Annotated in this window: 24 protein-coding genes and 1 pseudogene; 9 read left to right on the top strand and 16 right to left on the bottom strand. The window is 70.9% G+C overall.

Annotation, left to right across the window (positions count from 1 at the left end):
• Positions 1–30 precede the first annotated feature (30 nt).
• The 3 genes from ACTWOL_RS19990 to ACTWOL_RS19980 form a co-directional block, all read right to left on the bottom strand.
• Positions 31–360: a hypothetical protein gene (locus ACTWOL_RS19990; protein ID WP_474298122.1), complete on the bottom strand. Its 330-nt coding sequence runs from the start codon at positions 358–360 to the stop codon at positions 31–33.
• 241 nt (positions 361–601) lie between these two features.
• Positions 602–1,012: a hypothetical protein gene (locus tag ACTWOL_RS19985; RefSeq protein ID WP_474298121.1), complete on the bottom strand. Its 411-nt coding sequence runs from the start codon at positions 1,010–1,012 to the stop codon at positions 602–604.
• Positions 1,013–1,711: 699 nt separating this feature from the next.
• Positions 1,712–2,032: a response regulator transcription factor gene (locus tag ACTWOL_RS19980; RefSeq protein WP_474298120.1), complete on the bottom strand. Its 321-nt coding sequence runs from the start codon at positions 2,030–2,032 to the stop codon at positions 1,712–1,714.
• 493 nt (positions 2,033–2,525) lie between these two features.
• Between ACTWOL_RS19980 and ACTWOL_RS19975 the strand changes: the two genes are divergently transcribed.
• A complete protein-coding gene (locus tag ACTWOL_RS19975) occupies positions 2,526–3,263 on the top strand; it encodes a hypothetical protein (RefSeq protein WP_474298119.1) in 738 nt (245 codons plus the stop codon).
• 189 nt (positions 3,264–3,452) lie between these two features.
• Here the strand turns inward: ACTWOL_RS19975 and ACTWOL_RS19970 are convergent, their stop codons facing one another.
• Positions 3,453–4,760: a phytase gene (locus ACTWOL_RS19970; protein ID WP_474298118.1), complete on the bottom strand. Its 1,308-nt coding sequence runs from the start codon at positions 4,758–4,760 to the stop codon at positions 3,453–3,455.
• 470 nt (positions 4,761–5,230) lie between these two features.
• Between ACTWOL_RS19970 and ACTWOL_RS19965 the strand changes: the two genes are divergently transcribed.
• Positions 5,231–5,788 carry a DoxX family protein gene (locus tag ACTWOL_RS19965; protein WP_474298117.1) on the top strand — a complete coding sequence of 186 codons (558 nt, stop codon included), beginning with the start codon at positions 5,231–5,233 and terminating at the stop codon, positions 5,786–5,788.
• A gap of 216 nt (positions 5,789–6,004) precedes the next feature.
• Here the strand turns inward: ACTWOL_RS19965 and ACTWOL_RS19960 are convergent, their stop codons facing one another.
• The gene (locus ACTWOL_RS19960) at positions 6,005–9,082 is read right to left on the bottom strand and encodes a glycoside hydrolase family 3 N-terminal domain-containing protein (RefSeq protein WP_474298116.1); all 3,078 of its coding nucleotides are present in this window, start codon (positions 9,080–9,082) and stop codon (positions 6,005–6,007) included.
• A 293-nt stretch (positions 9,083–9,375) separates the two neighbouring features.
• On the opposite strand from ACTWOL_RS19960, the gene ACTWOL_RS19955 reads away from it, so the two are divergent.
• The 5 genes and pseudogenes from ACTWOL_RS19955 to ACTWOL_RS19935 all read left to right on the top strand — a co-directional run bounded on the left by ACTWOL_RS19955 (position 9,376) and on the right by ACTWOL_RS19935 (position 13,525).
• A complete protein-coding gene (locus ACTWOL_RS19955) occupies positions 9,376–10,116 on the top strand; it encodes a PP2C family protein-serine/threonine phosphatase (RefSeq protein ID WP_474298115.1) in 741 nt (246 codons plus the stop codon).
• A gap of 131 nt (positions 10,117–10,247) precedes the next feature.
• Complete coding sequence (locus tag ACTWOL_RS19950) at positions 10,248–10,958, top strand: flavodoxin family protein (protein WP_474298114.1); 711 nt, start codon at positions 10,248–10,250, stop codon at positions 10,956–10,958.
• A 39-nt stretch (positions 10,959–10,997) separates the two neighbouring features.
• Positions 10,998–12,149: a sulfite oxidase gene (locus ACTWOL_RS19945; RefSeq protein ID WP_474298113.1), complete on the top strand. Its 1,152-nt coding sequence runs from the start codon at positions 10,998–11,000 to the stop codon at positions 12,147–12,149.
• An 89-nt stretch (positions 12,150–12,238) separates the two neighbouring features.
• Positions 12,239–12,748, top strand: a pseudogene (locus tag ACTWOL_RS19940) (phosphoribosyltransferase); the annotation flags it as partial.
• Between the two features lie 180 nt (positions 12,749–12,928).
• Positions 12,929–13,525 carry a dienelactone hydrolase family protein gene (locus ACTWOL_RS19935; protein ID WP_474301205.1) on the top strand — a complete coding sequence of 199 codons (597 nt, stop codon included), beginning with the start codon at positions 12,929–12,931 and terminating at the stop codon, positions 13,523–13,525.
• Positions 13,526–13,576: 51 nt separating this feature from the next.
• On the opposite strand, the gene ACTWOL_RS19930 is transcribed toward ACTWOL_RS19935, so the two are convergent.
• From ACTWOL_RS19930 to ACTWOL_RS19905, 6 genes are all read right to left on the bottom strand, one after another.
• The gene (locus tag ACTWOL_RS19930) at positions 13,577–14,767 is read right to left on the bottom strand and encodes a thiolase family protein (RefSeq protein WP_474298112.1); all 1,191 of its coding nucleotides are present in this window, start codon (positions 14,765–14,767) and stop codon (positions 13,577–13,579) included.
• A 509-nt stretch (positions 14,768–15,276) separates the two neighbouring features.
• The gene (locus tag ACTWOL_RS19925; RefSeq protein ID WP_474298111.1) at positions 15,277–15,924 is read right to left on the bottom strand and encodes a vitamin K epoxide reductase family protein; all 648 of its coding nucleotides are present in this window, start codon (positions 15,922–15,924) and stop codon (positions 15,277–15,279) included.
• A 415-nt stretch (positions 15,925–16,339) separates the two neighbouring features.
• On the bottom strand, positions 16,340–16,843 hold the full coding sequence (locus ACTWOL_RS19920; RefSeq protein ID WP_474298110.1) for a DUF5949 family protein: 504 nt from the start codon (positions 16,841–16,843) through the stop codon (positions 16,340–16,342).
• Positions 16,844–17,129: 286 nt separating this feature from the next.
• A complete protein-coding gene (locus tag ACTWOL_RS19915) occupies positions 17,130–17,417 on the bottom strand; it encodes a hypothetical protein (protein WP_474298108.1) in 288 nt (95 codons plus the stop codon).
• A 327-nt stretch (positions 17,418–17,744) separates the two neighbouring features.
• Positions 17,745–17,984 (bottom strand): chaplin, encoded by a 240-nt coding sequence (locus ACTWOL_RS19910; protein WP_474298107.1) that lies wholly within the window; start codon positions 17,982–17,984, stop codon positions 17,745–17,747.
• A gap of 171 nt (positions 17,985–18,155) precedes the next feature.
• Complete coding sequence (locus ACTWOL_RS19905) at positions 18,156–18,395, bottom strand: chaplin (RefSeq protein ID WP_474298106.1); 240 nt, start codon at positions 18,393–18,395, stop codon at positions 18,156–18,158.
• 361 nt (positions 18,396–18,756) lie between these two features.
• Here ACTWOL_RS19905 and ACTWOL_RS19900 point away from each other — a divergent pair, with 361 nt between their 5' ends.
• Entirely contained in the window at positions 18,757–19,890 is a 1,134-nt protein-coding gene (locus ACTWOL_RS19900) for a glycosyltransferase family 4 protein (protein ID WP_474298105.1), read from the top strand.
• A gap of 162 nt (positions 19,891–20,052) precedes the next feature.
• Here the strand turns inward: ACTWOL_RS19900 and ACTWOL_RS19895 are convergent, their stop codons facing one another.
• The 5 genes from ACTWOL_RS19895 to ACTWOL_RS19875 form a co-directional block, all read right to left on the bottom strand.
• The gene (locus ACTWOL_RS19895; protein WP_474298104.1) at positions 20,053–20,724 is read right to left on the bottom strand and encodes a chaplin; all 672 of its coding nucleotides are present in this window, start codon (positions 20,722–20,724) and stop codon (positions 20,053–20,055) included.
• A gap of 112 nt (positions 20,725–20,836) precedes the next feature.
• Entirely contained in the window at positions 20,837–21,070 is a 234-nt protein-coding gene (locus ACTWOL_RS19890; RefSeq protein ID WP_474298103.1) for a chaplin, read from the bottom strand.
• A 311-nt stretch (positions 21,071–21,381) separates the two neighbouring features.
• Complete coding sequence (locus tag ACTWOL_RS19885) at positions 21,382–21,576, bottom strand: hypothetical protein (protein WP_474298102.1); 195 nt, start codon at positions 21,574–21,576, stop codon at positions 21,382–21,384.
• A gap of 121 nt (positions 21,577–21,697) precedes the next feature.
• Positions 21,698–22,924, bottom strand: a complete 1,227-nt coding sequence (locus tag ACTWOL_RS19880) for a methyltransferase (RefSeq protein ID WP_474298101.1) — start codon at positions 22,922–22,924, stop codon at positions 21,698–21,700.
• A gap of 74 nt (positions 22,925–22,998) precedes the next feature.
• The gene (locus tag ACTWOL_RS19875) at positions 22,999–23,544 is read right to left on the bottom strand and encodes a DM13 domain-containing protein (protein WP_474298100.1); all 546 of its coding nucleotides are present in this window, start codon (positions 23,542–23,544) and stop codon (positions 22,999–23,001) included.
• A gap of 96 nt (positions 23,545–23,640) precedes the next feature.
• Here ACTWOL_RS19875 and ACTWOL_RS19870 point away from each other — a divergent pair, with 96 nt between their 5' ends.
• Positions 23,641–24,048, top strand: coding sequence for a GNAT family N-acetyltransferase (locus tag ACTWOL_RS19870; protein ID WP_474298099.1), 408 nt, complete (start codon positions 23,641–23,643; stop codon positions 24,046–24,048).
• The last annotated feature ends 17 nt before the right edge of the window (positions 24,049–24,065 follow it).

The following is a 24,065-nucleotide window of genomic DNA, read 5'->3' as shown; positions in this document are numbered from 1 at the left end:
CGGTGTCCGGCCTCCTCTGTCCTGGGGCGGTCATGGCCGGCCCGGCCCTGACGGCGGCTGCTGCTCGTCCCTGCCCCGCACCCTGATGACGCTCTTCTTCACCTTGGTGTCCACCAGCGTGACGCGGGCCTTCTCGATGACGTCGACGAGCGACCGGAGGATCTTGGTCCGTCTGGTGTGGACCTCCTCCTCACCACTCGGGGCGGGATCGTCGGCCGTCTCGACGCTCACCCCGTCGATCCGGGCCGAGACCTTCTTGATCCGTCGGCGCAGGGCCAGCACCACCACGGCGACCAGCACCAGCACCACGACACCGGCGACCAGCGCCTGCTCCCAGGTCTCGATGACCACCACACTCACCCCCCGTGTTCGTGCAATTACCGGTAAGGGTGACATGGGAGGTGTTCCCGGGAGGCCAGTTTTCGGTATTGACCGTTCAGGGGCGCCACTGACGCGTCAGTGTCCACTTCTGACCGGACCCGGGCGGCGGCACCTCCCCTCGTCCCGCGCGCACCCGGCAGCGCCCGCCCCGGAGGGGGCGGGGCGGGCGCCCGTCCGCCCCGACCGGGTCAAGCCCTGTCCGGGCGGACAGCCCTGAGGCTTAGAGAACGATCGCCGGGGTGTACCCGTGACCCTTGATCTCCGCGAACACCTTGGTCTTGTCGGGGAACTTCTTCGGCGTCTTGAAGGTCCACTCGGCGCGGTGGACATGGGAGATCTCACCGACGTACGCGGCCTTCCGCCACACCGTCAGCACCTCGCGGGCCTTGCCCGGCTTCTGGACGACGATGCGGAGGTAGTAGGTGCCGCGCTTCGCCGCGGTGTAGTCGCCGCCCAGATGACGGAGGGTGTTCTTCCCCTTGTCCGCGACGACGGCGGTGGTGCGGGTATGGGTCTTGTCGGAGGCCGAGTAGTACTTCTCCGCCGCTTGGGCCGGAGAGCCGGCGAGTACGGCCGCGGAGGCGAGCGCCGCGACCAGGAGCGTGTGGGGGGCCTTGCTGACGGTGCGCATACGTGACCTTTCAAGTCTGAGTGCTGTGACCAGGGCATCAAGGCATCAGGGCAGGGGAGACACCCGGGCAAGGGGGCGGGATGACGTCCCGTCCCGGGCCACTCGGGGGCGCGGGCCCGGCTGCCCTGTCGACTTCATGACCCGCCGGACGAACCGCGGGTCCGTGAACTCCGGGACGGTGCGGACCGGATCGCCCGGTTCGGGCGAGCGTCCACGCGGAAGAGTCCCTCGTCCCAGGACCGGAGCCGCCGCCGTTCGCGGGGGAACAGCCACACGAAGGGCGGCGGCAGGGCCGGCTCGGCCGACCGGCAGGAAAGAGTCTTCTACAGAAGCGATCTTCGCGGTATTGCATCTTCGGGCAATGGCCCGGCGGGAGGGCGCCCGCACGATCCGTCCGAACGGCTGACGCGGCAAGCAACAGACTTCGAGCGATGCCCCCACATCACAGGACGCGCACATCCCAGGCCTCGCGCATCACAGAACGCGAGCAACCGCCCTATACACGACGTCGGCCGAATAGGCCACGAGGACACGTACCACAGTCAAATGCCTTATCTCGTGCGGTCATTGGCCGCGACGAAGAACAGGACGGGAATTCGGACCGGCCACGCCCCCGGCGCAGGCATCCCCCGCCTGCGCCGGGCAGGCGCCGGTGCTGCGGCCTGCCCACGAGGGGCAGGCCGCAGTGGTGCATGGGTTCTAGGCGACGGTGAAGCACTCCTCCGATGTGCAGATGTCCCGGTAGTGCACATAGGCGAAGATTGCAGCTTCTATGCGCGTAGTCACCTCGATCTTTGCCATCAGATTGGCCAGATGGGCTTTGACGGTCCGCTCGGCTATGCCGAGCCTCTTACCGATTTCACGATTCTGGGCCGCTTGGCCCACAAGGACGAGAACCTGGCGTTCCCGAGGGGTGAGTTCAGGAATTCCGGTGGGGTCTCCTGGAGTCGACGGTTCTGATGGGCGCGCGAAGCGCCGGTGCATCGATGGTTTTTCGTTCTTCGTCTGGTACGTAGGCAAAGCAGCTCTACCTTCCCCGTGTTATGCATAGCCGCACTGCTTGGCCGGGCTTCCCCTCTACGTGCTTTGTTCGGTCGTACCTGGGTTTCGGCCCACAGCCCGTCTACGTGGTCGTCACACCCAGCGGGTGGCGCAGCCACAGGCCCGTGGCACGGGCTGCGACGGCGTTCCGCCACAGCGTGACACTACACGCGCCCGGAACGCTTGGAGGCGCAGTAACTAGGGCTGGTGCGACAGCAGTTGAGCCCTGAGACGCCAGTCACACCGGACCGCGCGGAACCGGAATGGTGAACACCATATGAGCGCTCTACCAATTCCGGCAGGTCCGTTCCCGGTCTGCTCAGGAGCGATGGCGCACGATGCTCCCGGCGGCCCGGTATCGCCCTCGTGGCCATTGTCCCAAGGGTCCATGCCTGAAGGGTCGATACCCGCAACGACGGGCTCTGCCTAAGTTCGTTACGCACACCTGCTGAATTCTGGAAGAGGAGAGACAGTGCACAACGGTTCCCTCGTGCGGCGTATCGGTTCGGCGGCAATCGCGGGCGGGGTCGCGGTCGCGGTCCTCGCACCCTCGGCCTCGGCGGTCGAGCAGTCTCCCCGGCAGACGTCGAAGCCGCCGTCATCGGCCCCTGACATCCAGCGCAAGCTGACGGTGGCCGGCTACCTCGACTACCTCCGGCACCAGAAGACCCCCGAGGCCAAGACGACCCTGAAGGCGTTCCGGGCGCTGGCGCCGGCCAAGCAGGCCCGTTTCGTCGGCTACCTCCAGGACCGCAAGGTCTACCTGGCGATGCACGGTTCGCTGAAGGGTGCCTCCCTGCCCGGCCATCCGCGCTCGGTGATCAACTACAACAAGGACGTGCGGTTCGTCCAGGAGGCGGCCGTCAGCAGGACCGGGAAGGGCCCGCTCGACATCCGCGTCGCGTACACGACGACGGAGCGCATCTACGACATCCCCGTCACCAGCGAGCAGGTGTGGGTGAAGTTCCGGGCCACGCCGGCGCGCATCCTCAAGTTCCTGGGCAGCGGCGGCACATCGACCAACGTCAACGCGGCGATCCGCCTCCACGGCACCAAGGCGAAGCCCACGGGCCTGGCGGGATCCGGCGCGTTCGTCTCGATGGACTGGCGCGCGACCCCTCTGTACGGGAGCTTCGGCAAGCCCGTGACCAAGCACCAGAGTGTGGCCGCCTACTGGCTGGGCTGGAAGGGCACGCTCGACACCATCTGAGCCCCTTTCCAGCCACGCCGGGCGGCCCGCACTCCCCACCGGGAGTGCGGGCCGCTCGGCGTCAACGATCGGGAGCCGGCAGAACCCCTAGCGAGCGGTACTGCGACACCCTCACGGTGGCGTCTACGAATACGTCGGCCCCTGAGCCGAGAGTCGCCCGACCTCGCCCGACCTCGCCCGACCGATCATCTAGTCGTCGATACGCTTCATCACGTCGCCGAGGTCCACGAACTTGAAGCCGGTGGCCTCGCGGTCGCCGTCGGCCGGAGTGTCATGGCCGTCCTGGACGACGAGCAGTCCGTGCGGGTACCTCTTGCCGAGCGGCGCGTTGAGGACCGCCGCGCCGTCGCATTCCTCCGAGCCGTCCAGGGCCGCCGACGCGGCGGTGACACGGAAGCCGCCCTCGTACTCGTTGGCGTCCTCCAACTCCCTGTCGTACAGGGCGAAGGTGTTGTCGCCCTGGCTGGAGGCCAGCACATACCCGTCGCCGTCGGGTTCGGTCAGCAGTGTCAGCCCCTCGACGTCGGAGGTGAGATGGGAGCCGCCGTAGCCCGGGTCGGCGCCCGGGGTGCACTCCTCGGTCTCCTCGTCGTACACGCCCGGGACGCCGAACTCACGGACCTTGTCCAGGAGTTTCGGCGTGCCGGTGAGGTCGGCCCGGATCCGCCAGACGCCGACGTCCTCCTGGCCCGCGTAGAGCATGCCGTTGGCCGGGTCGACGACCATGCCCTCGACCTGGGGGAGTTCGTCCGGCTCGGCGCAGGGCGTCCAGGAGGTTCCGTTCGGGAGCCGGAACGAGGACGGCAGGTCCAGCGTGCGGACCGTGCGGTAGGTGACGGTGCCGCCGGCCGTGGGGCGAAGTTCCAGCAGAGCGACGGCGGTTCGGTTGCGCCGGCTGACCACGGCGTAGGAACGGCCGCTCGCCTTGTCGGTCCAGGTGGCCAGGCCGTACGCGGTCTTCTGCTTGTTGATCTCGTCCTGGTCCTCGGAGAAGACGGGCGGAGCCGCGGGGTCGGTGACATCGGTCAGCGGGCCGCCGGGACGATTGCGGTCGATGCGGTAGAACCGCAGCCCGTCGTGCCCCCGGTCGGTGGTCACGGCGAGATCGGCCCGGCCGTCCCGCAGCCGCAGGCCCTGGACCAGGTCCACGTTGTTGAACCGGCCGGGGGCGTCGTCCGGGCGCTTGGCGGGGGGCGCCGCGATGGACTGGACCGGTCGTGCGTCGAGGTCGTAGACGCGCAGTCCGCCCTCCTTGGCCGTCGCGATCACCAGGCTGCGGTCCGGGTCGGCGGTGTTGCGCCAGATCGCCGGGTCGTCGGCGTTGGCGTTGCCGCCCGCCTCGTCGTCGTACAGGGTCGGCGCCTCCGCGCGCGGTGTGACGGCGGGCGGCGAGGCGGATCCGGGGGTACGGGCCTCGGCGGGTACGGCTGCGGTGAGCGCCGCAAGGAGCGTACCCAGGACGACGGTGGTCGGCCTGGCGGTACGGGGCCTGCTCACATTGCACTCCTCGATGTCGGGGACATGACGACTACCCGGTGAGGGTGGAAGCGGGAGGTGACGTCCCGGCGTCCTGCGCGCGGTGTATTCATGTGCACGTCATGAACTCAGCCGTTGCCGCACTGCTCTTCCAGGATCGCTCCCTGGACTGTCCCCGTCGGCGAGGCGCAGTATCGACGGTGAGGGGTGTCTCATCCACGACCCCTCCACGAGACGGAAGACCCGCGCGGAAGAGTCCGCGCGGCAGCGCCGTCCCCTGTGCACAGCGGGCCCCGTCCCGCCCCGAGGCCATCGCGGCACCCCCTGCGCCGGGGATCCGGGTGGCCATCCGGCGGCCATCGGGCAGAGCCGCCGATATCCCGCGCGCAGCGGCGCGGGCACCTCGACAACCGTTCCACCCGACCGCGCCGGCGACCGGCACCCCGTAACCGCGGCCCGGCCGCGCATCGGCGCAGGGAGGTGATTCCACGATGAACACGTCCACCGAGGGCGCCCGGCACGCCCCCGCCCACGGCGGTGCACCGGCGCCGCTGACGGTCGGTGCCGCCGACTTCGGGCTGCTGCTGCTGCGACTCGCCACGGGTGTGATCCTGGCCGGGCACGGCGCCCAGAAACTGTTCGGCGCGCTCGGCGGCCCGGGACTGGATGCGACGGGGAAGGGCTTCGGCGACCTCGGTTACCGGCCCGGTGTCGTGTACGCCGGGCTGGCGGGAGCCTCCGAGTTCCTCGGCGGCATCGGGCTCGCGATCGGACTGCTCACCCCGCTCGCCGCCGCGGCGATCGTCGGGGTGATGATCAACGCCATGGCCGTCGCCGAGAAGCTGGACCTGTGGGCCCCCAACGGCTTCGCCTACCCCATGGTCCTCGCCGTGTCCGCGCTCACGGTGGCCGCCGTGGGCCCCGGCAGCCTCGCGGTCGACCGGTTCTTCCCCTGGCGCAACGGCGGATGGGGATCCGTGGGCTTCGCCCTGGTCGCGGGCGGCATCGGAGCCGCGATCGTGCTCGCGCTGCGCGGCAGCCCGGGGTGACGCCCGCGTCATGACGCGAGCCCGGGCCGAGACCAGGGAGCTTCTGACGGATCTTCGCGGCGTCGCGACGCCCATTCCTCCACGGAGATCCATCAGAAACCCCCAGGCCCGGACAGGACCCAAGGCCCCGGTTCCGGGCCGGGACGCAGGCCCCGAACGGGCCCGAACCTGCGTCCCTGTGCCATGCGCGGCAGCCGTGGCGGGCAGCCACCGGGCTCAGCCCGAGGCCGCCCGGTAGGCCTTGACCAGTGCGGCCACCGCGCCCGTCAGATCCCCGGTCAGCAGCAGATGATCGGCGTCGGCGAAGGGTCCCGCCACCGCCGGGGTGAGGGACTGGCCGATGCGCTGCTGCACGATCGCACGAGCCTGGCCCGCGAGGGCCCGTCCCGCCTCGGACCTGGCGCCGCCCGCCTTCTCGACCGCCTCCGCGGCCGCCGCAAGAGCCCTGAGGCTGCGCTCACCCCCCGCCGGGACGGGGCTGAGCGTCGTCAGCCCCCAGCCGTACGGGTACTGCGGGTCGTACACCGCGTCACCGACGTTGATCGGCAGCTGCGCCTGCGACTTCGGCCAGGTGACGGGGAGTTGCCCGGTGAACGGGCGCCTGCCGTACAACACGTCCGCCACCCCGTCGCCCTCCGTGCCCGGCAGCCAGGAGGCCACGAGCGCGTCGATGTCCGCGAGGCGGTCGCCGATCAGCTGCGGGCGGCCCGAGACGACGAGGACCGCGCACTTCATTGCGCCGCACACCCGGTCGACCGCGGCCTTGTCGGCGGCCGGGAGTTCGAGGTCGTGACCGTTGCCCACATCGCCGACGCCCTCGGCGTACGGGGTCTCGCCGACCACGACGACACCCACGTCATGGCCCCCGAGGGGCGCTGAGGCGTCCTTGGACCAGGTGACGGAACCGGGAGCCGCCGACTTCCTCATCGCCTCCAGGATCGTCGTTCCCTCGGTGATCCTTCCCGACGAGCCCTGCCAGCTGATCGTCCAGCCGCCCGCCTGGTTGCCCAGGTCGTCGGCGTTGGACCCGGCCACGTACACCTTCTGCGAGGGCTTCAGGGGCAGCACCGCGCCCTCGTTCTTCAGCAGCACCTGGGACTTGGCCGCCGCCTGTCTGGCCACCGCACGGTGCCCGGCCGAACCGACCTTCGCCAGGCCCGAGGTGTCGGCGTACGGTTTCTCGAAGAGACCGAGCCGGAACTTCTGCTCCAGGATGCGCGCGACGGCGTCGTCCACCCGGGACCGCGGCACCCGCCCCGCCTCGACCTCGTCGACCAGGGTGCGCCGGAAGTCCTGGTACGCCGTCGGCACCATGATCATGTCGAGCCCCGCGTTGACCGAGGTGCGGACATCGCTCGCGTAGTCGCCGGGGATCTGGTCGATCGCCTGCCAGTCGCTGATGACGAAGCCCTTGAAGCCCATGCGGTCCTTCAGCACACCGTTGATCAGCTCCGCGTTGGCGTGCATCTTCACCGGTCCCGCGTCGTCGCCGACGAGATCGACGGACGAGTACGAGGGCATGACCGTGCCGACACCGCGCCGCACCGCATCGGCGAACGGAGCGATGTGGACGGCCTCCAGCTCCTCACGGGTCACCTTGGTGACGCCCTGGTCGATCGTGTACGAGCCGGTCGTGGAGGAGCCGAACGCGGTGCCGCCGTCACCGGCGTAGTGCTTGGCGGTGGCGAGCACCTTGTCCGGCCGGTCCAGGTCCCTGCCGTTCGCCGCGCCCTGCATTCCGCGGATGACCGTCTCCATGGCGGTGACCAGCGCGGGGTCCTCGCCGAACGCCTCGTACGAACGGCCCCAGCGCTCGTCGCGCGTCACACACAGACAGGGAGCGAAGTCCCAGGGGACGCCGGTGGCACGCACTTCCGCGGCGGTGACGGCACCGGTCCGCTCGGCGAGGGCGGGGTCACGGCCCGCGCCGATGCCGATGTTGTGGGGCATGATCGTGGATCCGACGACGTTGTTGTGGCCGTGGACGGCGTCGACGCCGTAGACCAGCGGGATCTGGAAGCGGGTGGCCTGGGCGCGCAGCTGGTAGGCGTCGACCATCTTGGCCCAGGCCTCGGGGGAGTTGGGGTTCGGCACCGAGCCGCCGCCGGAGAGCAGCGAGCCGAGGCCGTACGCCGCGATGTCGCTCTGCGCCTTGAGGGCGCCCCGCTCCGCCTGAGTCATCTGGCCGGCCTTCTCGGCCAGGGTCATCCGCGACAGCAGATCGGCGACCCGCTGCCGCACCGGAAGCCTGGCGTCGAGATACGGCAGGCCGTGGGCGTCGATCACGACCTGCGGGTCCTCGGCGGGGGCCTTCGCCCCGGTCACGGTCAGCTTCAGCGGCACCGTCTCGGCGTACTCGGCCGTACCGTCCTTCAGGGTGGGTACGACGACGGTGCGGGACGTGCCGGACGGGGTGCCCGCGGGGAAGGTGACCGTGCCGGTCACCGGCCGGTAGTCCGTGCCGGCGGTCGCGGTGCCGCCTTCGGTGGCGTAGGCGACGGTCACCGGCTCGCTCACGGGAACGGATCCCGTGGTCGCCACGGTGATCCGCACGGCGGCCGAGCCGCCCTCCCGCACCGGGTGGACGGCGGCGTCGGTGAGGACCTTCGCGGTGAGCGCCGGGTCCGCCTTGCCGTACAACTCCACGCCGTCGAGGGCGAATTCGCCCGGCGCGCCCACCGGGAGGGTGAGGGCGTACCCCCAGATCTCGTTCAGGCCGAGTATCTGGTCGATGCCGCCGACGGGCTGGTAGTCGGTGCGGTACTGGAACTGCGAGAAGGGCAGTTCGACGAGGTGCCAGCCCTGCCAGTCGTCGGTGAAGGAGGTCGTCCAGAGCTCCGACGCCTCGCCGTTGGCCCCGCCGTCCTTGAGCTCGAAGTGGATGCGCTTGCCCGAACCGGGCGGCAGGGGCGCGGTGTTCTGGCCGTACCACCAGAAGCGGACGCCTTTGTGGCGCGTCCAGTCGTGCGGGGGCTTGTCGAAGGCGAAGTCATGGGTGAAGCCGCCCCAGCCGCTGATCCCGTACGAGCCCTTGAGTACCTTGCCTCCCTCGGGGGCGTCGGGGCGCTCTTCGAGGCTGAGCCGCGGAGGGTCGTCGGCGTCACTGCCCCAGCCGAAGATGCCCTCGGCGGGCGGACCGGCGAAGGGGATCTCACCCTCGAAGCGGTCGACGGGGACGGGGGGCGGGTCGTCCGCCGCGGCCGTGGTGGCGGAGCCGAGGGGGAGCAGCGCGGTGAGCAGACATGTGGACACGAGCAGGGCAGTTCTTCCGAGCCGGGATCTTGCCTGGTACATGAGGCTTCCTCCGGAGACGACGGCGCCGGCTTTGGTTCACCGGGCGTGAGTCAACTGGTCTGGACCGGTGCCGTCAAGACTTCACACCACAATGCGGAAAGAGCCAACTCCCCGTGCTGCTGGGGAAGTTGTCCGTTCACTCTTTGAACGAGAGCGAGCGCGGCCGGGCAACGCCGCCGCGAATCGTCGGCCTACGGGACGCGTGACGGTCGACGGGGCGCGTGATCGCCGCCCCGCGCGTGACAATGGTGACGAGGACGCGCCAGCCCTTTCAGGGAGAGGCGGGGATACCGGTGCCGTACATAGCGGTGACCGCCCTGAGTGACGTCGGTCTGATCCGGGAGCACAACGAGGACAGCCTGGTCGCCGGACCGTGGACGCTGTGCGCGACGGTCACGGAGAACCCCCAGACCCTGCTGTTCCCCCTCGGCACACCGCTGGTCGTCGCCGTCGCCGACGGACTCGGCGGTCAGCCCGCAGGGGAGGTGGCGAGCGCGCTGGTCGTACGTCATCTGGCCGCGCTCGGCCCGTCCCTCGCGGGCGAGGAAGACGTCCGTGACGCCCTGGACGTGTGCAATGACTCGCTGTACGCCGCCGCCGACGGGGACCCGGATCTGGTCGCGATGGGAACCACCGTCGCGGGAGCGGTCGTCCTGGCGGACTCGCTGCTGACGTTCAACGTCGGCGACAGCAAGGTGTACGAGGTGGCCGACGACGACCTCCACCAGGTGAGCGTGGACGACAGCCCACCACCCGCTCCGGGCCGGCGCACCACGTCGGCCGTGACCCAGACACTGGGCGGCTCATTCGCCTACAGCCCCGTGACCGCCCATGTGTCGGCGTTCCCGGTGTCCGCCGGTGATCGCTATCTGATCTGCACGGACGGGCTGACCGACCCGGTGCCGGACGACGACCTGGGCGAGTTGCTGAGGGTCCACGACGACGGCAGGGCCGCGTTCGAGCTCTGGAAGGCGGCGATCGCAGCCGGCGGGCCCGACAACATCACGCTGGCGCTGATCCGCATCGGCCCGTAGAGAGCGGGCCGTGCGGGCACGATGCTCCGTTCGGCGGGTGGCGGCAGCGGGCTTCGGAGAGCTTCGGCGAGCACCGGCAGGGGCGCCGGTAGCGTCGGGAATCCCCAGCTCATCGTGAGGTGTCCATGCCCATGCCCATGCCCTCGTACGACGGCCTCCGTGCGATGTACGTCAACTGCACTCTCAAGCGTTCCCCCGGCATCAGCAACACCGAAGGCCTGGTCGACAAGAGCCGGGCCGTGATGGAGTCGAACGGAGTCGCCACCGAGCTCGTGCGGGCCGTCGACCACGACATCGCCACCGGCGTGTGGCCGGACATGACCGAGCACGGCTGGGCCACCGACGAGTGGCCGGCCCTGTACGAGCGGGTGATGGCCGCGGACATCCTGGTGCTCGCCGGACCGATCTGGCTCGGGGACAACAGCTCCGTCATGAAGCAGGTCATCGAGCGGCTCTACGCGTGCTCCTCGCTGGTCAACGACCGCGGACAGTACGCGTACTACGGACGAGTCGGCGGCTGTCTGATCACAGGAAACGAGGACGGGGTCAAGCACTGCGCGATGAACGTCCTCTACAGCCTCCAGCATCTCGGCTACACCATTCCGCCGCAGGCGGACGCGGGCTGGATCGGGGAGGCGGGACCCGGGCCCTCGTATCTCGACCCCGGCTCAGGTGGGCCCGAGAACGACTTCACCAACCGCAACACCACCTTCATGACCTGGAACCTGATGCACCTCGCCGCCCTGCTCAAGCAGGCGGGCGGAATCCCCGCGCACGGCAACCAGCGCTCGGAGTGGGACGCGGGCTGCCGGTTCGACTACCCGAACCCCGAGCACCGCTGAGCGGCGGCGCGGACGGGCCTCCGGGCGCACCATGAAGGCATGGACGACACCGGCCTGGGGTCGATCAGCGCATCCGGGCGGCTTGCCGCACCCGGCGAGGGCATCAGCGCGGAGGAACTGGCCCTGGCTGCCCGCAACCACGGGCTGCCGCTGGAGGCGCTGCGCCACGACCTCACACCGCCCGGGCTGCACTACGTACTGGTCCACTACGACATCCCCGCCGCCGACGGCGACGGCTGGCAGCTCACCGTAAGCGGCCTGGTACGCACCCCGCTGACCCTGGACACGGCCGCTCTCCGGGCGTACGAGCCGGTGACCCACCGCGTCACCATGGAGTGCGCTGGCAACGGCCGGGCCCGGCTCGACCCGCGCCCGGTCAGCCAGCCCTGGCTGGTCGAGGCGGTCGGCACGGCGGAGTGGACCGGGGTGCCGCTACGTCTGCTGCTCGCCGATGCGGGGGTGGATCCGGCTGCCGTCGAGGCCGTGTTCACCGGAGCCGACCATGGCGTCGAGCGCGGCGTCGAACAGGACTACCAGCGCAGTCTGCCGCTGGCGACGGCCATGGGTCGCGACCCCGAGGTGCTGGTCGCGTACGCCATGAACGGCGCTCCCCTGCCACCCCAGCACGGGTACCCGGTACGCCTCGTCGTCCCCGGCTGGTACGGCATGGCGCACGTGAAATGGCTACGGGACATCCACCTCACCGCCACCGCGTTCACCGGCTTCCAGCAGATGGTCGCCTACCGCTACAAGCAGTCCCCCGACGACCCGGGCGAGCCGGTGACCCGCATCGCCCCTCGCGCCCTGATGATCCCTCCCGGTTTCCCGGACTTCATGTCCCGGGTCCGCGCGGTGCGCCCCGGACCGGTGGAGCTGGAAGGCCGCGCCTGGTCCGGTCACGCGCCCGTCACCCGGGTCGAAGTCAGCACCGACTCCACCCTGACCTGGCACGACGCCGAGCTCGCCGCGCCGGACGCAGACCACCCCCGGGCCTGGCGCCACTGGCGCACCACCTGGACGGCGACCCCCGGCAGCCATGTCCTCAGCGCCCGCGCCACCGACGCCGAGGGCCGCACCCAGCCGCTCGGCCAGGCCTGGAACCGGGGCGGCTTCGGCAACAACGCGGTCCAGCGGATCGACGTGCTCTGCATCGCCCCGGACGCCCGGGACGCCCGGGACGCCCCGGACTGAGGAGACCGGCCCGGGCCGCTTCCCGAGTTGCGGCGCGGCCCGCCATGGGGTTGGTTCGAAGGAGAGCCCCTGTCTGGGGGTGAGCCATCGTGCTGTTCACCGATCGCGCCGACGCCGGACAACGCCTCGCCGACGCGCTGAAACACCTTCGGGGAGCGGATCCCGTCGTGCTCGGGCTCCCACGCGGCGGGGTACCCGTGGCCTTCCAGGTCGCGCGGGCGCTGGGGGCGCCGCTGGATGTGATCGTCGTCCGGAAGCTGGGCGTGCCGTACCACCGTGAGCTCGGGTTCGGAGCGATCGGCGAGGGCGGGGTCCGCGTGATCAGTGACGACATCGTGCGCCGCGGCCATGTGTCCCGTAAGGACGTCGAGTCGGTCGAGCACGCGGAGGAGGCCGAACTCGCCCGTCAGGCACGGCGGTTCAGAGCCGACCGCAAACGCATCGACATCGCGGGGCGGACCGTGATCGTCGTGGACGACGGCGTCGCCACCGGGGCCACGGCCGCGGCGGCCTGCGAGGTCGTACGGGCCCAGGGCGCGGCCCGGGTGGTGCTGGCCGCACCGGTGGCGCCGCCGGACGCGGTGGCCTGGCTGCGCACGGAGGCCGACGAGGTGGTGTGCCTGTCGACGCCACGCGCCTTCTCCGCCGTCGGCGAGTGGTACCAGGACTTCTCCCAGACGCCCGACGAGGAGGTGGTCGCGCTGCTGGAGCAGGCGGCACAGACCACGCCGCCGGACACGGTGAAGTCGGAAGAGGTAGAGGTCGACGCGGGCGGTGTCATGCTGGCCGGCGAGCTGACACTGCCGGACGGTGCCGCGGCGGCCGTGATGTTCGCGCACGGCTCGGGCAGCAGCCGCCACAGCCCCCGCAACCGCTCCGTGGCGACCACGCTGAACCGGGCCGGCCTCGGCACCCTGCTCTTCGATCTGCTCAGCGAACCCGAGGCGGCCGACCGCGGAAACGTCTTCGACATCGAGATCCTCGCGCGCAGGCTGGAGGGCGCCACCCACTGGCTGCGCACCCGCACTCCGGTGCCGATCGGCTACTTCGGGGCGTCCACCGGGGCCGCGGCGGCCCTGTGGGCAGCGGCGACCGCGGGCACGGACGTCGGCGCGGTGGTGTCCCGCGGCGGCCGCCCCGACCTCGCCGGTTCCCGGCTGCCGGGGGTCCGGGCGCCGACGCTGCTGATCGTCGGCGGCCGGGACACCACGGTCATCGAGCTCAACCGGCAGGCGCAGGCCGCCCTGCGCTGCGAGTCACGTCTGGAGATCGTCCCCGGCGCGACACACCTCTTCGAGGAGCCGGGCACATTGGACGAGGTCGCCTCACTCGCCGAGGACTGGTTCACCGGCCATCTGACCCCGCGGGAGCCCTGAGGTCTTCCGCGCCGCTTCGCACGGCCCGCTGCCGTTCTCGTACGGCCCGCGTCACCGTTCCAGGACGAGCGCCAGCCCCTGTCCGACACCGATGCACAGGGTGGCGAGGCCGGTGCCGGATCCCGCGGCGGCGAGCTGGTGGGCGACCGCGCCCGTGAGCCGGGCACCGGAGGCACCCAGCGGATGGCCGATGGCGATGGCACCGCCGCGCGGGTTGACGATCTCCGGGTCCAGGCCCTGCCACTGCCGCAGACAGGCCAGCGCCTGTGCGGCGAAGGCCTCGTTGAGCTCGACCGTCCGCAGATCGCCGAACTCCCGGCCGGCCTTCTTCAGTGCACGGCGGACGGCTTCGACCGGGCCCGCCCCGAAGTACTGCGGCTCGATGCCGGTGACGGCGGACGCGCCGATCCGGGCGAGCGGCTCCCGGCCCGTGGCGCGCAGCCCGTCCTCGTCGACCAGCAGCAGTGCGGCGGCTCCGTCGTTGAGCGGTGACGAGTTGCCCGCGGTCACCGTCCCGTCCTTGCGGAAGACGGGCTTCAGCTTGGCCAGCGCCTCCGTGGACGTGCTGTCGCGGATGCACTCGTCGCGGGTGAGCTCCACACCGTCGACGGGTACGACCTCGCCGTCGTACAGGCCCTGCGACCAGGCCCGGGCCGCGTTGCGGTGGCTGGCGAGGGCGAAGGCGTCCTGCTCCTCGCGTCCGATGCCGTGGCGCTCGGCGAGCAGCTCGGCGCCCTCGCCGAGGCCGACGGTCCACTCCTCGGGCATCCGGGGATTGGTCATCCGCCAGCCCAGGGTCGTCGAGTACATCTGCTGGTGCCCCGTGGGGAAGCCGCGCTCCGGCTTCTGCACCACCCAGGGCGCGCGGCTCATCGACTCGACTCCGCCCGCGACGGCGATCGAGGCGTCACCGACGGCGATGGCGCGGGCCGCCTGGATGACGGCCTCCATCCCGGAGCCGCAGAGCCGGTTCACGGTCGTGCCGGGGACGGAGACCGGCAGGCCCGCGAGCAGCACGGCCATCCGCGCCACATCGCGGTTGTCCTCGCCGGCGCCGTTGGCGTCGCCGAAGTAGACGTCGTCGATACGGGCCGGGTCGAGCTCGGGCGTACGGGAGACGAGGGCGCCGAGGACCCCGGCGGCCAGGTCGTCGGGGCGGACGCCGGAGAGTGCACCGCCGTACTTGCCGATGGGCGTGCGGACGGCATCGACGATGTACACGTCGCGCAGGCGATCGGTCATGTCAGCTCCTTCGTGGCCACGTCCGCGGTGCGCGGGCGCGGCTTCTGTCGCGAACCGACCGTACGGAACCCCTGGGACAGCCCCTACGGCGGCCCGTCCTCCTCCGGCCCCGGCTGCCCCGGGCGCTCGTGCCCGGCCGTCGCCTTCGGCTCGTTCGCAGGTGAACCGGCGTTCATCCCCGAACGCGTCACGAGTGTGCGTGCACCTGCCACCTATGTCAACGCCCTGGGGACCGCGGCAGGACCGCTGCCCGCCCCGGCCCGCTCACACCCGCCCGCGGTCACCGACCGCGCACGGCCCGCCACAGCACTGGACACCGCCGGGGCGAAGAAGCAGGACCGGGTCGGCGAGGGAGCCGGCGGCCGCCCCTCCCCCGGGCACCCGCCCCCGGACTCCCTCCAACTCCGCGCGACCCGGCCCGGATCGCCACGGACCCCAGCATCGCCCGCCACCTCGGCGGTGCCGCGCTCGCGGTACCGTCGCAGGCCTTCCCGTGGACTGACTCGGGGTCAGCCCGTCCAGAACGTCCACCAGCGGGTCAGGACCAGCATCCCGATGACCCCCGTCCACAGCACCGGGGGCATCCAGCCGAACTCGCGCAGGACGGTCCGCACACCCGCCGGCGCCGGGAGCATCCGGTGACCGACGGTGTGCCGGGTCACGGCGCAGAACAGCACGATGGTGGCGACCCAGGCCAGCGAGCACCACAGGCACAGCGCTCCGATGCGGTACAGCGACTGGAACTGGAGCCAGCTGCAGAACGCCACACCGAACAGGGCACCGGCGTTGAGGCCCAGCCAGAACCAGCGGCGGTAGCGGGCGCCGGCCAGAAGCCCCGCGCCGACGCCGACCACGACGGCGTAGGTCGCGAGACCCAGCATCGGGTTGGGGAAGCCGAAGGCCGCCGCCTGGTCGCTCTGCATGACGCTGCCGCAGGACACCACGGGGTTGAGGCTGCAGCCCGGGGTGAAGCCCGGGTCCTCGAGCAGCCTGAACTTGTCGATCGTGATGACCCACGAAGCCAGCAGTCCCGCCGCACCCGTCACGATCAGCAGCCAGGCGAGGCCGGGGCCACCACCGGCGGAATCTGACGGAGCGTCGTCCGGCGCATGCGCGGGCCGCGGGATACGGGCGTGCGTGCGTACGTGTGTGTCCATGTCTGAAGTCCCTGCTCTCTCGTCCGCGGACCGGCGGGCACGGGGAGCGTTTCCGCAGGCTCCGCCCACCTGGGCCGATGCGCGCACGCAGTAATCGCGGGCTCGCTCGACGCGACGGATCGTCAGATTCCGACTAGCGTCGCGAGTGTCCCTGCCCCTTGTATCGAGGAGTTCGATCATGAAGCTGACGCTTCGCCACCCGGCGGCTCCGGCCGCCCCCTCAGGCGGAATACCACTCAGGCTCGCCGGGACCACCCGGGCGGTCGCACACGGTGCGGCCATCTGCTCGGCGAGCGAAACCCGACCTCTGTGATCCGTACGGCGTAATCCCGGCCCGGCAGGCGGTCATACCCCGCCGCCGGGCCCTTTGACGTGCGCGGGCAGGACCGGCCTTCGTGGCTCGGCCCGCCGGCCCTCAGCCGTGGAGCTGACGCACCGGCAGCAGACAGTGCGCCGCCGTCGACAGCACCGCCTCGTCCCCCACGAAGTTCCGCAGCTCCCCCTCGGTGACCGGCACCCCGGGAGCAGCCTGGGGCCAGGGCTGGGTGGCGAAGAGGAAGTACACATGCTCCCGCTCGCGCACCGCGACCAGCCACTCCGGCGGGACGGCACACCGGGCGTGGAGATGAGGCATCGTCAGCACCGCCTGACCGGCCTCGACGGCCAGCGTGATCGGCGGCGCCGCGTCCTGCACCACATCGACGTACTCGCTGCCGACCGGCAGACCCACCTCGTCGAGGAGCTGCCGGGCGGCGGCCGTCACCGCCTCGGGACCGCCCTCGCCGTCTCCGAGGGAGTACGCCAGCAGAAACGGCATGTCGCGCACGTCATCGGGGTGCTCGCCCTTCCAGGCGATGACGACGAGCGTGCCCAACTGGGCGGGGCAGAGGGCGCTTACGGCGCCGAAGGTTGAGGTCACGATCGGACCTTAGCGACTTATAGGGATTCTTCGGGCAGTCCGCCACCTGCGCGGGGGAGCCTCCCGCGCCGATTACTCCGAAGGAGTCCCACCGTCCGTGCGGACGGCGGCGACACGGTGGTGACACGGCGGCGGCCAGGAGGTTCGCTCAGGCGGGCGACGAGCTCCGCGAAGGGGGCGACGCAATCGACGGGCGGCAGGCCGGGACCGGATCACGAGCGCTCGGCGCGCCGGGCCGGCTGCCGCCGGGCTCCGTCCGGTCCCGGTGCTACCGGGCCGGGACGGCTCAGGAGCTGACGGGAAGCCCGCCGATGAGCTTGCTCGGCGCGGCCTGCTTGGCCTGGTTCAGCTCGGTCGTCGTGCCCTTGACCTCGTTGAGCAGCGAGCCCTTCTTCTCCGAGTCCAGCGCCTCGCCCGTCAGCGGCTCCGCAGCCGACTTGGACTGGGTCGTGACGGTGTTGATGCCGCCGCCGAGGGTGGTCGGCGGGGGGTACTCGACCGCGAAGGCCGGCGCGGCGGCCCCCGCGGCCACCAGGGAACCGGCGACGATCGCAGCAACCTTCATGGACTTCATCAGTGAATCTCTCCTTCGGCCACGCGTGTCGCGGCGCAAGTGTCGTGCGGTTCAGGCATATTGCGGATGCTCGTGGCCGCCCGTATGCCTGTCGTGCTGCTCCGTGCTGTGTAACGATCCCCCGGCGCGGGGGAAACTCCGGAACCGGGGAATTCTCGTTTCCGGCCCCATCCCCGGCGGATCACACCCGCACCGTTCTGCCGCGGGCGTCTCCCGTGCGACCGTGCGCAGTTCCGGCGTGACGATCCGGGGGAACGAAACGGCCGCCCTTCCCGCCGTGACTGCATGACGGGAAGAGCGGCCCCAGAGAAACTCCGTGAAAGGCGATCAGCCGTTCACGCAGGCGTTGCCCATCGCCGGGTTCAGCAGGCCGATGACGCTCACGGTGTTGCCACAGGCGCCGACCGGGACGTGGACCGGGACCTGGGCCACGTTGCCCGAGAGAACGCCGGGCGAACCGGCGGCGGCACCCTGCGCACCGCTGTCGGCGGTGGCGATACCGGCGGAACCCGCAACAGCGGCGGCAGCAACGGTGGAAAGGACAAAGGCCTTCGCGGTACGCGACATGGAGAAGCACTCCTTGGTCATGTGTTTCAGTGGCCGAGCGTGACTGCCCGGCCAAATGCTTCAACGGAAGCGGCGGCCGCCAGGTTGTGCGGCCATGAGGGTGAAAACCGGTCTGTCGATACGAATGTCAGCGCCCGGCAGCGGTGCGCCGCCGGGGCCGCTGAGACAGCGTCAGGCGTTCTGGCAGACGACGCCGGACGTCGGGTTCAGCACACCGATGACATCGACGGTGTTGCCGCAGACACCGACGGGGACGTGCACCGGGGCCTGCACGGCGTTGCCCGACAGCACACCGGGGGAACCCTCGGCGACACCGGTCGCACCGCTGTCGGCGGAGGCGATACCGGCACCACCCATGACGAGGGCGGCTCCGGTGCCGGCGAGCAGGACCGAGGTGGCGATTCGCTTCATCATTTTTTCCTTTCGGTAACCGATGAGGGCAATTCGCTCAACGACGCCAACTGCCGCCGGATACGGATGGGAACCAAATGGATTAATCGCCGCACGACGGCGTGCACGATTCAACGGCAGAAAGACGTTAGAATCCCATGCGGTGCCCGGCACCGATTCGGACACGAATACGGCGAACCGATCGCACGGTGTTCTCCGCGTCCCCCGTGTTCTCCGCGTTCTCCGTGGTTCCCGGATCCTGCCTTCCGGGCCGAATTCAGGCCGTTCGGCGGCAGCCGTCCCGGACCGCTCATCCGCAAACGATCGGAGCGGAGATCCGCGCGTGCTGACGCAACCCCTTCCGCCGGCTCACCGTCCGGCCGTGCTCCATGTCGTGCAGCCCGTCGACGGAGGGGCGGCCAGGGTCGTCGCGGACCTGGTGACCGATCAGATCCGCACCGGTCTGCGGGTGGCCGTGGCCTGTCCTGACGGAGGCGTCCTCGCCCGGGACGCACGCCGGCTGGGTGCCGACGTCCACCGCTGGCGGGCGGGCAGCGGCTCAGGCCCGCTGCTGCTGCCCGAGGTCGGCCGGCTCGCCCGGCTGGTGGCGCTGCTGCGCCCGCGTATCGTGCACGCCCACAGCGCGAAGGCGGGACTGGCGGCACGGCTCGCCGTACGGGGTCGTGTCCCGACGGTGTTCCAGCCGCACGCCTGGTCGTTCGAGGAGGTCGGCGGTGTCACCGCCCGGCTGGCCCGGCGCTGGGAACGGTACGGGGCCCGCTGGACGGACCGCGTGGTGTGCGTCAGCGAGGCGGAGCAGCGCAGCGGTGAGCGGGCCGGTGTCCATGCCCGCTGGACCGTCATCCCCAACGGTGTGGACACGGAGCACTTCCGGCCCGCCCCCGACGAGCGGCCACGGCTCCTGCCGCCACTCGTCGCCGATCTGCCCGAGTCGGCGCCGCTGGTGGTGTGCGTGGGCCGGCTGTGCCGGCAGAAGGGCCAGGACATGCTGCTCACGGCCTGGCAGCAGATCCTGCGCCGGCTCCCCAACGCCTGTCTGGTCCTGGTCGGCGAAGGCCCCGAAGCCGAGTGGCTGCGGATGTCGGCGCCCGCGTCCGTGCGTTTCGCGGGCGCCGTGCGGGACCCGGCGCCCTGGTACCGCGCCGCCGATCTGGTCGTCATGCCGTCCCGTTGGGAGGGGATGGCGCTGACGCCTCTGGAGGCGATGGCCTGCGGCCGGGCTGTGGTCGTCACCGATGTCGGCGGTACCCGCGAGAGCCTGCCGCCGGGACACGCGCTGTTCTGTCTGACGCCGCCTCAGGACCCGTACGCACTGGCCACGGCCGTCACGGATCTGCTGCTCAACGCGCCACTGCGGGCCACCCTGGGACGGCAGGGGCATCTGCACGTCCTGTCCAGCCACGACGCACGGACCACGGCGGACGCCGTGGCGGACGTCTATCGCGATCTGGCGGGCGTACGGCCCGGTGGGGACGAGCAGGGCGGCGACGGGTGAGCGTTGCTGTCCGGCGAGTCGTCGGGCGGACAGGCCGCCCGTACCGAACCGCCCGTGCCGAGCGGGGTGTGCCGCCCCTCAGCACACCGGCCGGGAGAGTCGAAGGGCGACTCTCCCGGCCGGAAAACCCGTTCGGCGCGGACGGTTCGGCAGGGGCCGGGCTCAGCGGCGGGCGCCGGCCGTGCCGCGCCGGTACAGCACACCGCCGCCCAGCAGCAGGGCGGCCGCCGCGGCACCCGTGGCGAGCGAGCCGGCGCCGAAGCCGGTCTCGGCGAGCTGCGGGGAGTGGACGGCCGCCGCGACCTCGCTCATGACAGGGGAGTCGATGGGGGCCCCGATCTCCGGAAGCACCTCGCTCACCGGCGTCAGCGGCGTCGTGGGTGTGGTGGTCTCGACCGGGGGCACCTCGGTGACCTGCGTCCCGCCGTTCGCGCAGGCGTCGGCGGACGCCGGGTTCAGCAGACCGATGACGTCGACGGTGTTGCCGCAGACGTTGAGGGGGGCGTGCACCGGTGCCTTGACGTTGTTGCCGGACAGCACGCCAGGGGAGCCCACGGTGTCGCCCGAGGCCTCGGACCCGGACACGCCCTGCGCCGAGGCGTTGGCGCAGGCATTGCCGAACGCCGGGTTGAGCGCCCCCACGGCGTCCACCGAGTTGCCGCACACATTGACCGGAACGTCCACGGGTGCCTGGACCGTGTTGCCCGACAGCACCCCGGCGGAACCCGAGGCCTCCCCGTCGGCCTGGGAGGCGTTGGCGTACGCACTGCTCAGAGACAGAACGCTGGTGGCCGCCGCGGCCGTCAGGATTCCCTTGCTGATGACCTGTCGCATCTCGTTGTCTTTCCCGCTCTTGGTTCGAGGGCCGGTCCCGGGACATGCCCGGCGGGCATGTCCCGGGACCGGCGGATCACGACCCTTCAGGGTCGCTTGACGAGCACTTTCGTCAGCCGTTCACGCAGGCGTTGCCCATGGCCGGGTTCAGCAGGCCGACGAGGCCCACGGAGTTGCCGCACACGTTCAGCGGCACGTGCAGGGGCAGCTGGACGACGTTTCCGGACAGCACACCCGGAGAGCCGGTCGCCGCGCCCAGGGCGCCGGAGTCCGCGAGGGCCGGGGTGGCCATTCCCATCGCCAGCACGGTGCCTGCGAAGAACGCCGCGGTCTTTCTGTACTTCATGGGGATTCCTTGTCCTTGGATCGTGTGGATGCCGTGGCAATGCCATCGACGCACTACCAACGAGCGGATACCGACGAGGAAACCCCGGACCCTTCAATTCCACACGTCTGCCCCGCCAAAGCCCTGCCCGGGAGGTTCCCCCATTCACTTCCGCTTTGCTCAATGACGCCGGATTCTCTCCTGGCTTGCTCACCGACCCTCACAGAAGCCCCCGTCAGGAGCTCCGCTTTACGGGCTCACAAGCTTGTCCGCGCGTCGGTTCAACTCGGCATTCGGGTTTTGGTTTCCCGTATTCACCCGAATGGCCCGCACTACCAGCGCGGCCAGCAGGACCGCGAGACGACAGCGGTCCATTCACGGTCGGGGACGCCGGGGACGGTCCTGCCCTGGGCTGACCACTGGGCCAGCAATGACGCGTAGATGGGCTCCTCGGGCCGCTCGCCCGGTTCCCTCCGGCTTGCCGGAATCAGCTTCTGCCGTTCCCAACGGCCCTTGTGCTCCGTCATGTACCCAATATCCCGTACTGCCGCATTGCACGGAGCAAAAGCGCGGGGCGCGCGAGGCACAGGGGCTCACGGTCTACCTATCGGGTGAGCCGGGGCGGCGCCGGGACCGTCCCGGGTCGGGTCAGCGCCGCTTCACCGCGCGCAGGACCACGAACTTGGGATTGCCCGCGACGGTCTCGCAGTTGCCGAAGATGCGGCGCAGACTGACGTGGTAGCCGAGATGGCGGTTGCCGACCACCCACAGTTCACCGCCGGGGCGCAGTGCCGCCCTGGCGCCGGTGAACATGCGCCGGGAGGTGCTGTCGGTCAGGGCGCGGTGGGTGTGGAACGGCGGATTGTTCAGGACGAGGTCCACCGACGCGCGCTCCATGTCCGAGAGCCCGTCACCCACGAGGAACTCGGCCTTGGCGTCCGGGCCGGTGTTGGCCCGGAAGGTGGCTTCGGCGGAGGCCACGGCCTGGAACGACTCGTCCGTGAAGACCACCTCGGCCTCGGGGTTGGCCACCGCCGTCGCCGTACCGACGACGCCGTTGCCGCAGCCCAGGTCGACGACCCGGACCGGGCCGCGGCGGCCGGGGAGGTGCTGCAGGAAGAAACGGGTGCCGATGTCGAGACGCTCGGCGCAGAAGATGCCCGCGTGGTTGGTCACGGGGCGGCCGGACATCACGCCGATGTCCGCGGGCAGCGCATAGCCCCGCGGCCAGGCCTCGCCGGGGCCGGCGGCCAGCAGCGCCGGGTCGGGGGTGCAGAAGATCAGCCGTGCTTTCCTCACCGCGAGCGAGGTCCTGGTCGGGCCGACGAGCCGCTCGAACAGTTTCAGCGTGGAGGTGTGGATCTCGGTGACCATGCCCGCGCCGACGACGAGGGTGTCCGCGTGCAGACGCGGCGCGAGGCGCTGCAGCTGGTCCTCGAGCAGGGCGAGGCTCTTGGGCACGCGCACGAGCAGCACGTCGATCCGGTCCGGGGGCGCGTCCTGCGTCGACAGCAGCCGTACGGCGGCGGCCTCGGCGGCGGTGCGGTTGCGGGCGAGATTGGCGCGGGTCGCCTGCTGGGTCAGATACGAGTCGGTGATCTGCACCGGCCGGTGCGCGGCGAGCGCGGTGGTCAGGGCGCCCCAGCGGTCGCCCAGGGCGACGACGGTGCCGGCGAGGGCCACCTTCCCGTGAGGCTCGTGGGCGGCATGGGCGGCGTCGCCGCCGGACGCCGGGTGCTCGCCGGGGGCCGTGAGGTCCGCGAGGTGACGCAGCAGGTACTCGTCGGAGGCGTCCCAGGCGCGGAGCTGGTCACGGGGGTCCTCGGGGAAGCGGGTGAGCCCGAGGTCGCCCCATGACGTGGTGAACGTGTTCATCGTCCTCCCAGGCTACGCGGCCTGCGGGAGCCGCAGGGGCGCAGGCCGGAGGCGCCCCTGCGGTGAGCGGAGCCTCAGCGCGACAGCTTCGCGGCACCGAAGGAGACGTCGAAACGGTCGCACCAGATGCTGACGCTCGAGTACTTCGACAGATCGACGTCGGCGGGCAGCGTGTAGTTCTGGTCGCCCTTGTTGCCCTTGAGCTTGCCGAGGCTGACATGGGCGCCGTCATCGAAGACGCGCCAGCCGGCCACGCCCTCCTTGACCGGTGCGTCGGTCAGCCAGACGCGCAGGTCGGGCCCGTTGCTGGTGTCGAGGCCCTCGAGCCGGAGCACCCGGCTGCCGTCGGGGAGCTCGACGATCCTGACCTTGCCCTCGGTGGCGTGCTCATGGCTGATGAAGGTGCCCGTGGCGAGCTCTTTGATACCGGCCGGCGATGCCGGGTCGGCGGGCGACGAGCCCTTCGGGGCCGAGGGCACGGTCTGCGGAAGCGCCTCCCGCACGGTCTGGTCGACGAACAGCTTCCACGGCTCGAGCCAGTACGCCCCGAAGGCCAGAACCACGGCGACCGCCGCCAGAACGACCCTGACCACCGGCTTCTTCAGCACAGACATCTTCATGGCTCCCATTGAAGCCCGGCCGGGGGCCGCGGCGGAGGTTTCGGCCGGTGACGAATTCCTTACGTCGACGGGTCACCACGGCAGTACCTTCGGTGGATGAACGTGTATGTGGGTGGAGAGGACGACGCACTCTGCGAGCGCCTCGACGAGGAGCTCACCGACTTCAACGCACGCGCGAGCGGCGCGGACACCAGTGAGTTCTCGGTGCGCGCCACGGGGGACGACGGTGAGCTGATCGGCGGTCTGACCGGCTGGACCTGGGGCGAGTGCGGCTTCGTCGACATGCTCTGGGTCGACGCCGGCCACCGGCACGGCGGCTGGGGCAGCAAGCTGCTGCACGCCGCCGAGGAGGAGGCCCGTGCGCGGGGCTGCACCCGGATGTACCTGTCCTCGTACACCTTTCAGGCGCCGCCGTTCTACGAGCGGCTCGGCTATGCGGAGATCCACCGCATCGAGGGCATGCCGGGGGGGCACGCGGACGTGTACCTCGGCAAGGAGCTGTGAGTTCCGCACACGGGTGC

Source organism: Micromonospora sp. IBHARD003 (genome assembly GCF_056106285.1).
This window is presented reverse-complemented; position numbering and strand designations above follow the sequence as displayed.

What these genes read in the sequence shown, in the direction of transcription:
- ACTWOL_RS19985 (WP_474298121.1), bottom strand. Translation starts at nt 1,012, where the DNA reads ATGCGCACCGTCAGCAAGGCCCCCCACACGCTCCTGGTCGCGGCGCTC.
- ACTWOL_RS19965 (WP_474298117.1), top strand. Translation starts at nt 5,231, where the DNA reads ATGAACACGTCCACCGAGGGCGCCCGGCACGCCCCCGCCCACGGCGGT.
- ACTWOL_RS19960 (WP_474298116.1), bottom strand. Translation starts at nt 9,082, where the DNA reads ATGTACCAGGCAAGATCCCGGCTCGGAAGAACTGCCCTGCTCGTGTCC.
- ACTWOL_RS19950 (WP_474298114.1), top strand. Translation starts at nt 10,248, where the DNA reads ATGCCCATGCCCTCGTACGACGGCCTCCGTGCGATGTACGTCAACTGC.
- ACTWOL_RS19945 (WP_474298113.1), top strand. Translation starts at nt 10,998, where the DNA reads ATGGACGACACCGGCCTGGGGTCGATCAGCGCATCCGGGCGGCTTGCC.
- ACTWOL_RS19935 (WP_474301205.1), top strand. Translation starts at nt 12,929, where the DNA reads ATGCTGGCCGGCGAGCTGACACTGCCGGACGGTGCCGCGGCGGCCGTG.
- ACTWOL_RS19930 (WP_474298112.1), bottom strand. Translation starts at nt 14,767, where the DNA reads ATGACCGATCGCCTGCGCGACGTGTACATCGTCGATGCCGTCCGCACG.
- ACTWOL_RS19925 (WP_474298111.1), bottom strand. Translation starts at nt 15,924, where the DNA reads ATGGACACACACGTACGCACGCACGCCCGTATCCCGCGGCCCGCGCAT.
- ACTWOL_RS19915 (WP_474298108.1), bottom strand. Translation starts at nt 17,417, where the DNA reads ATGAAGTCCATGAAGGTTGCTGCGATCGTCGCCGGTTCCCTGGTGGCC.
- ACTWOL_RS19910 (WP_474298107.1), bottom strand. Translation starts at nt 17,984, where the DNA reads ATGTCGCGTACCGCGAAGGCCTTTGTCCTTTCCACCGTTGCTGCCGCC.
- ACTWOL_RS19905 (WP_474298106.1), bottom strand. Translation starts at nt 18,395, where the DNA reads ATGAAGCGAATCGCCACCTCGGTCCTGCTCGCCGGCACCGGAGCCGCC.
- ACTWOL_RS19895 (WP_474298104.1), bottom strand. Translation starts at nt 20,724, where the DNA reads ATGCGACAGGTCATCAGCAAGGGAATCCTGACGGCCGCGGCGGCCACC.
- ACTWOL_RS19890 (WP_474298103.1), bottom strand. Translation starts at nt 21,070, where the DNA reads ATGAAGTACAGAAAGACCGCGGCGTTCTTCGCAGGCACCGTGCTGGCG.
- ACTWOL_RS19885 (WP_474298102.1), bottom strand. Translation starts at nt 21,576, where the DNA reads ATGACGGAGCACAAGGGCCGTTGGGAACGGCAGAAGCTGATTCCGGCA.
- ACTWOL_RS19880 (WP_474298101.1), bottom strand. Translation starts at nt 22,924, where the DNA reads ATGAACACGTTCACCACGTCATGGGGCGACCTCGGGCTCACCCGCTTC.
- ACTWOL_RS19875 (WP_474298100.1), bottom strand. Translation starts at nt 23,544, where the DNA reads ATGAAGATGTCTGTGCTGAAGAAGCCGGTGGTCAGGGTCGTTCTGGCG.
- ACTWOL_RS19870 (WP_474298099.1), top strand. Translation starts at nt 23,641, where the DNA reads ATGAACGTGTATGTGGGTGGAGAGGACGACGCACTCTGCGAGCGCCTC.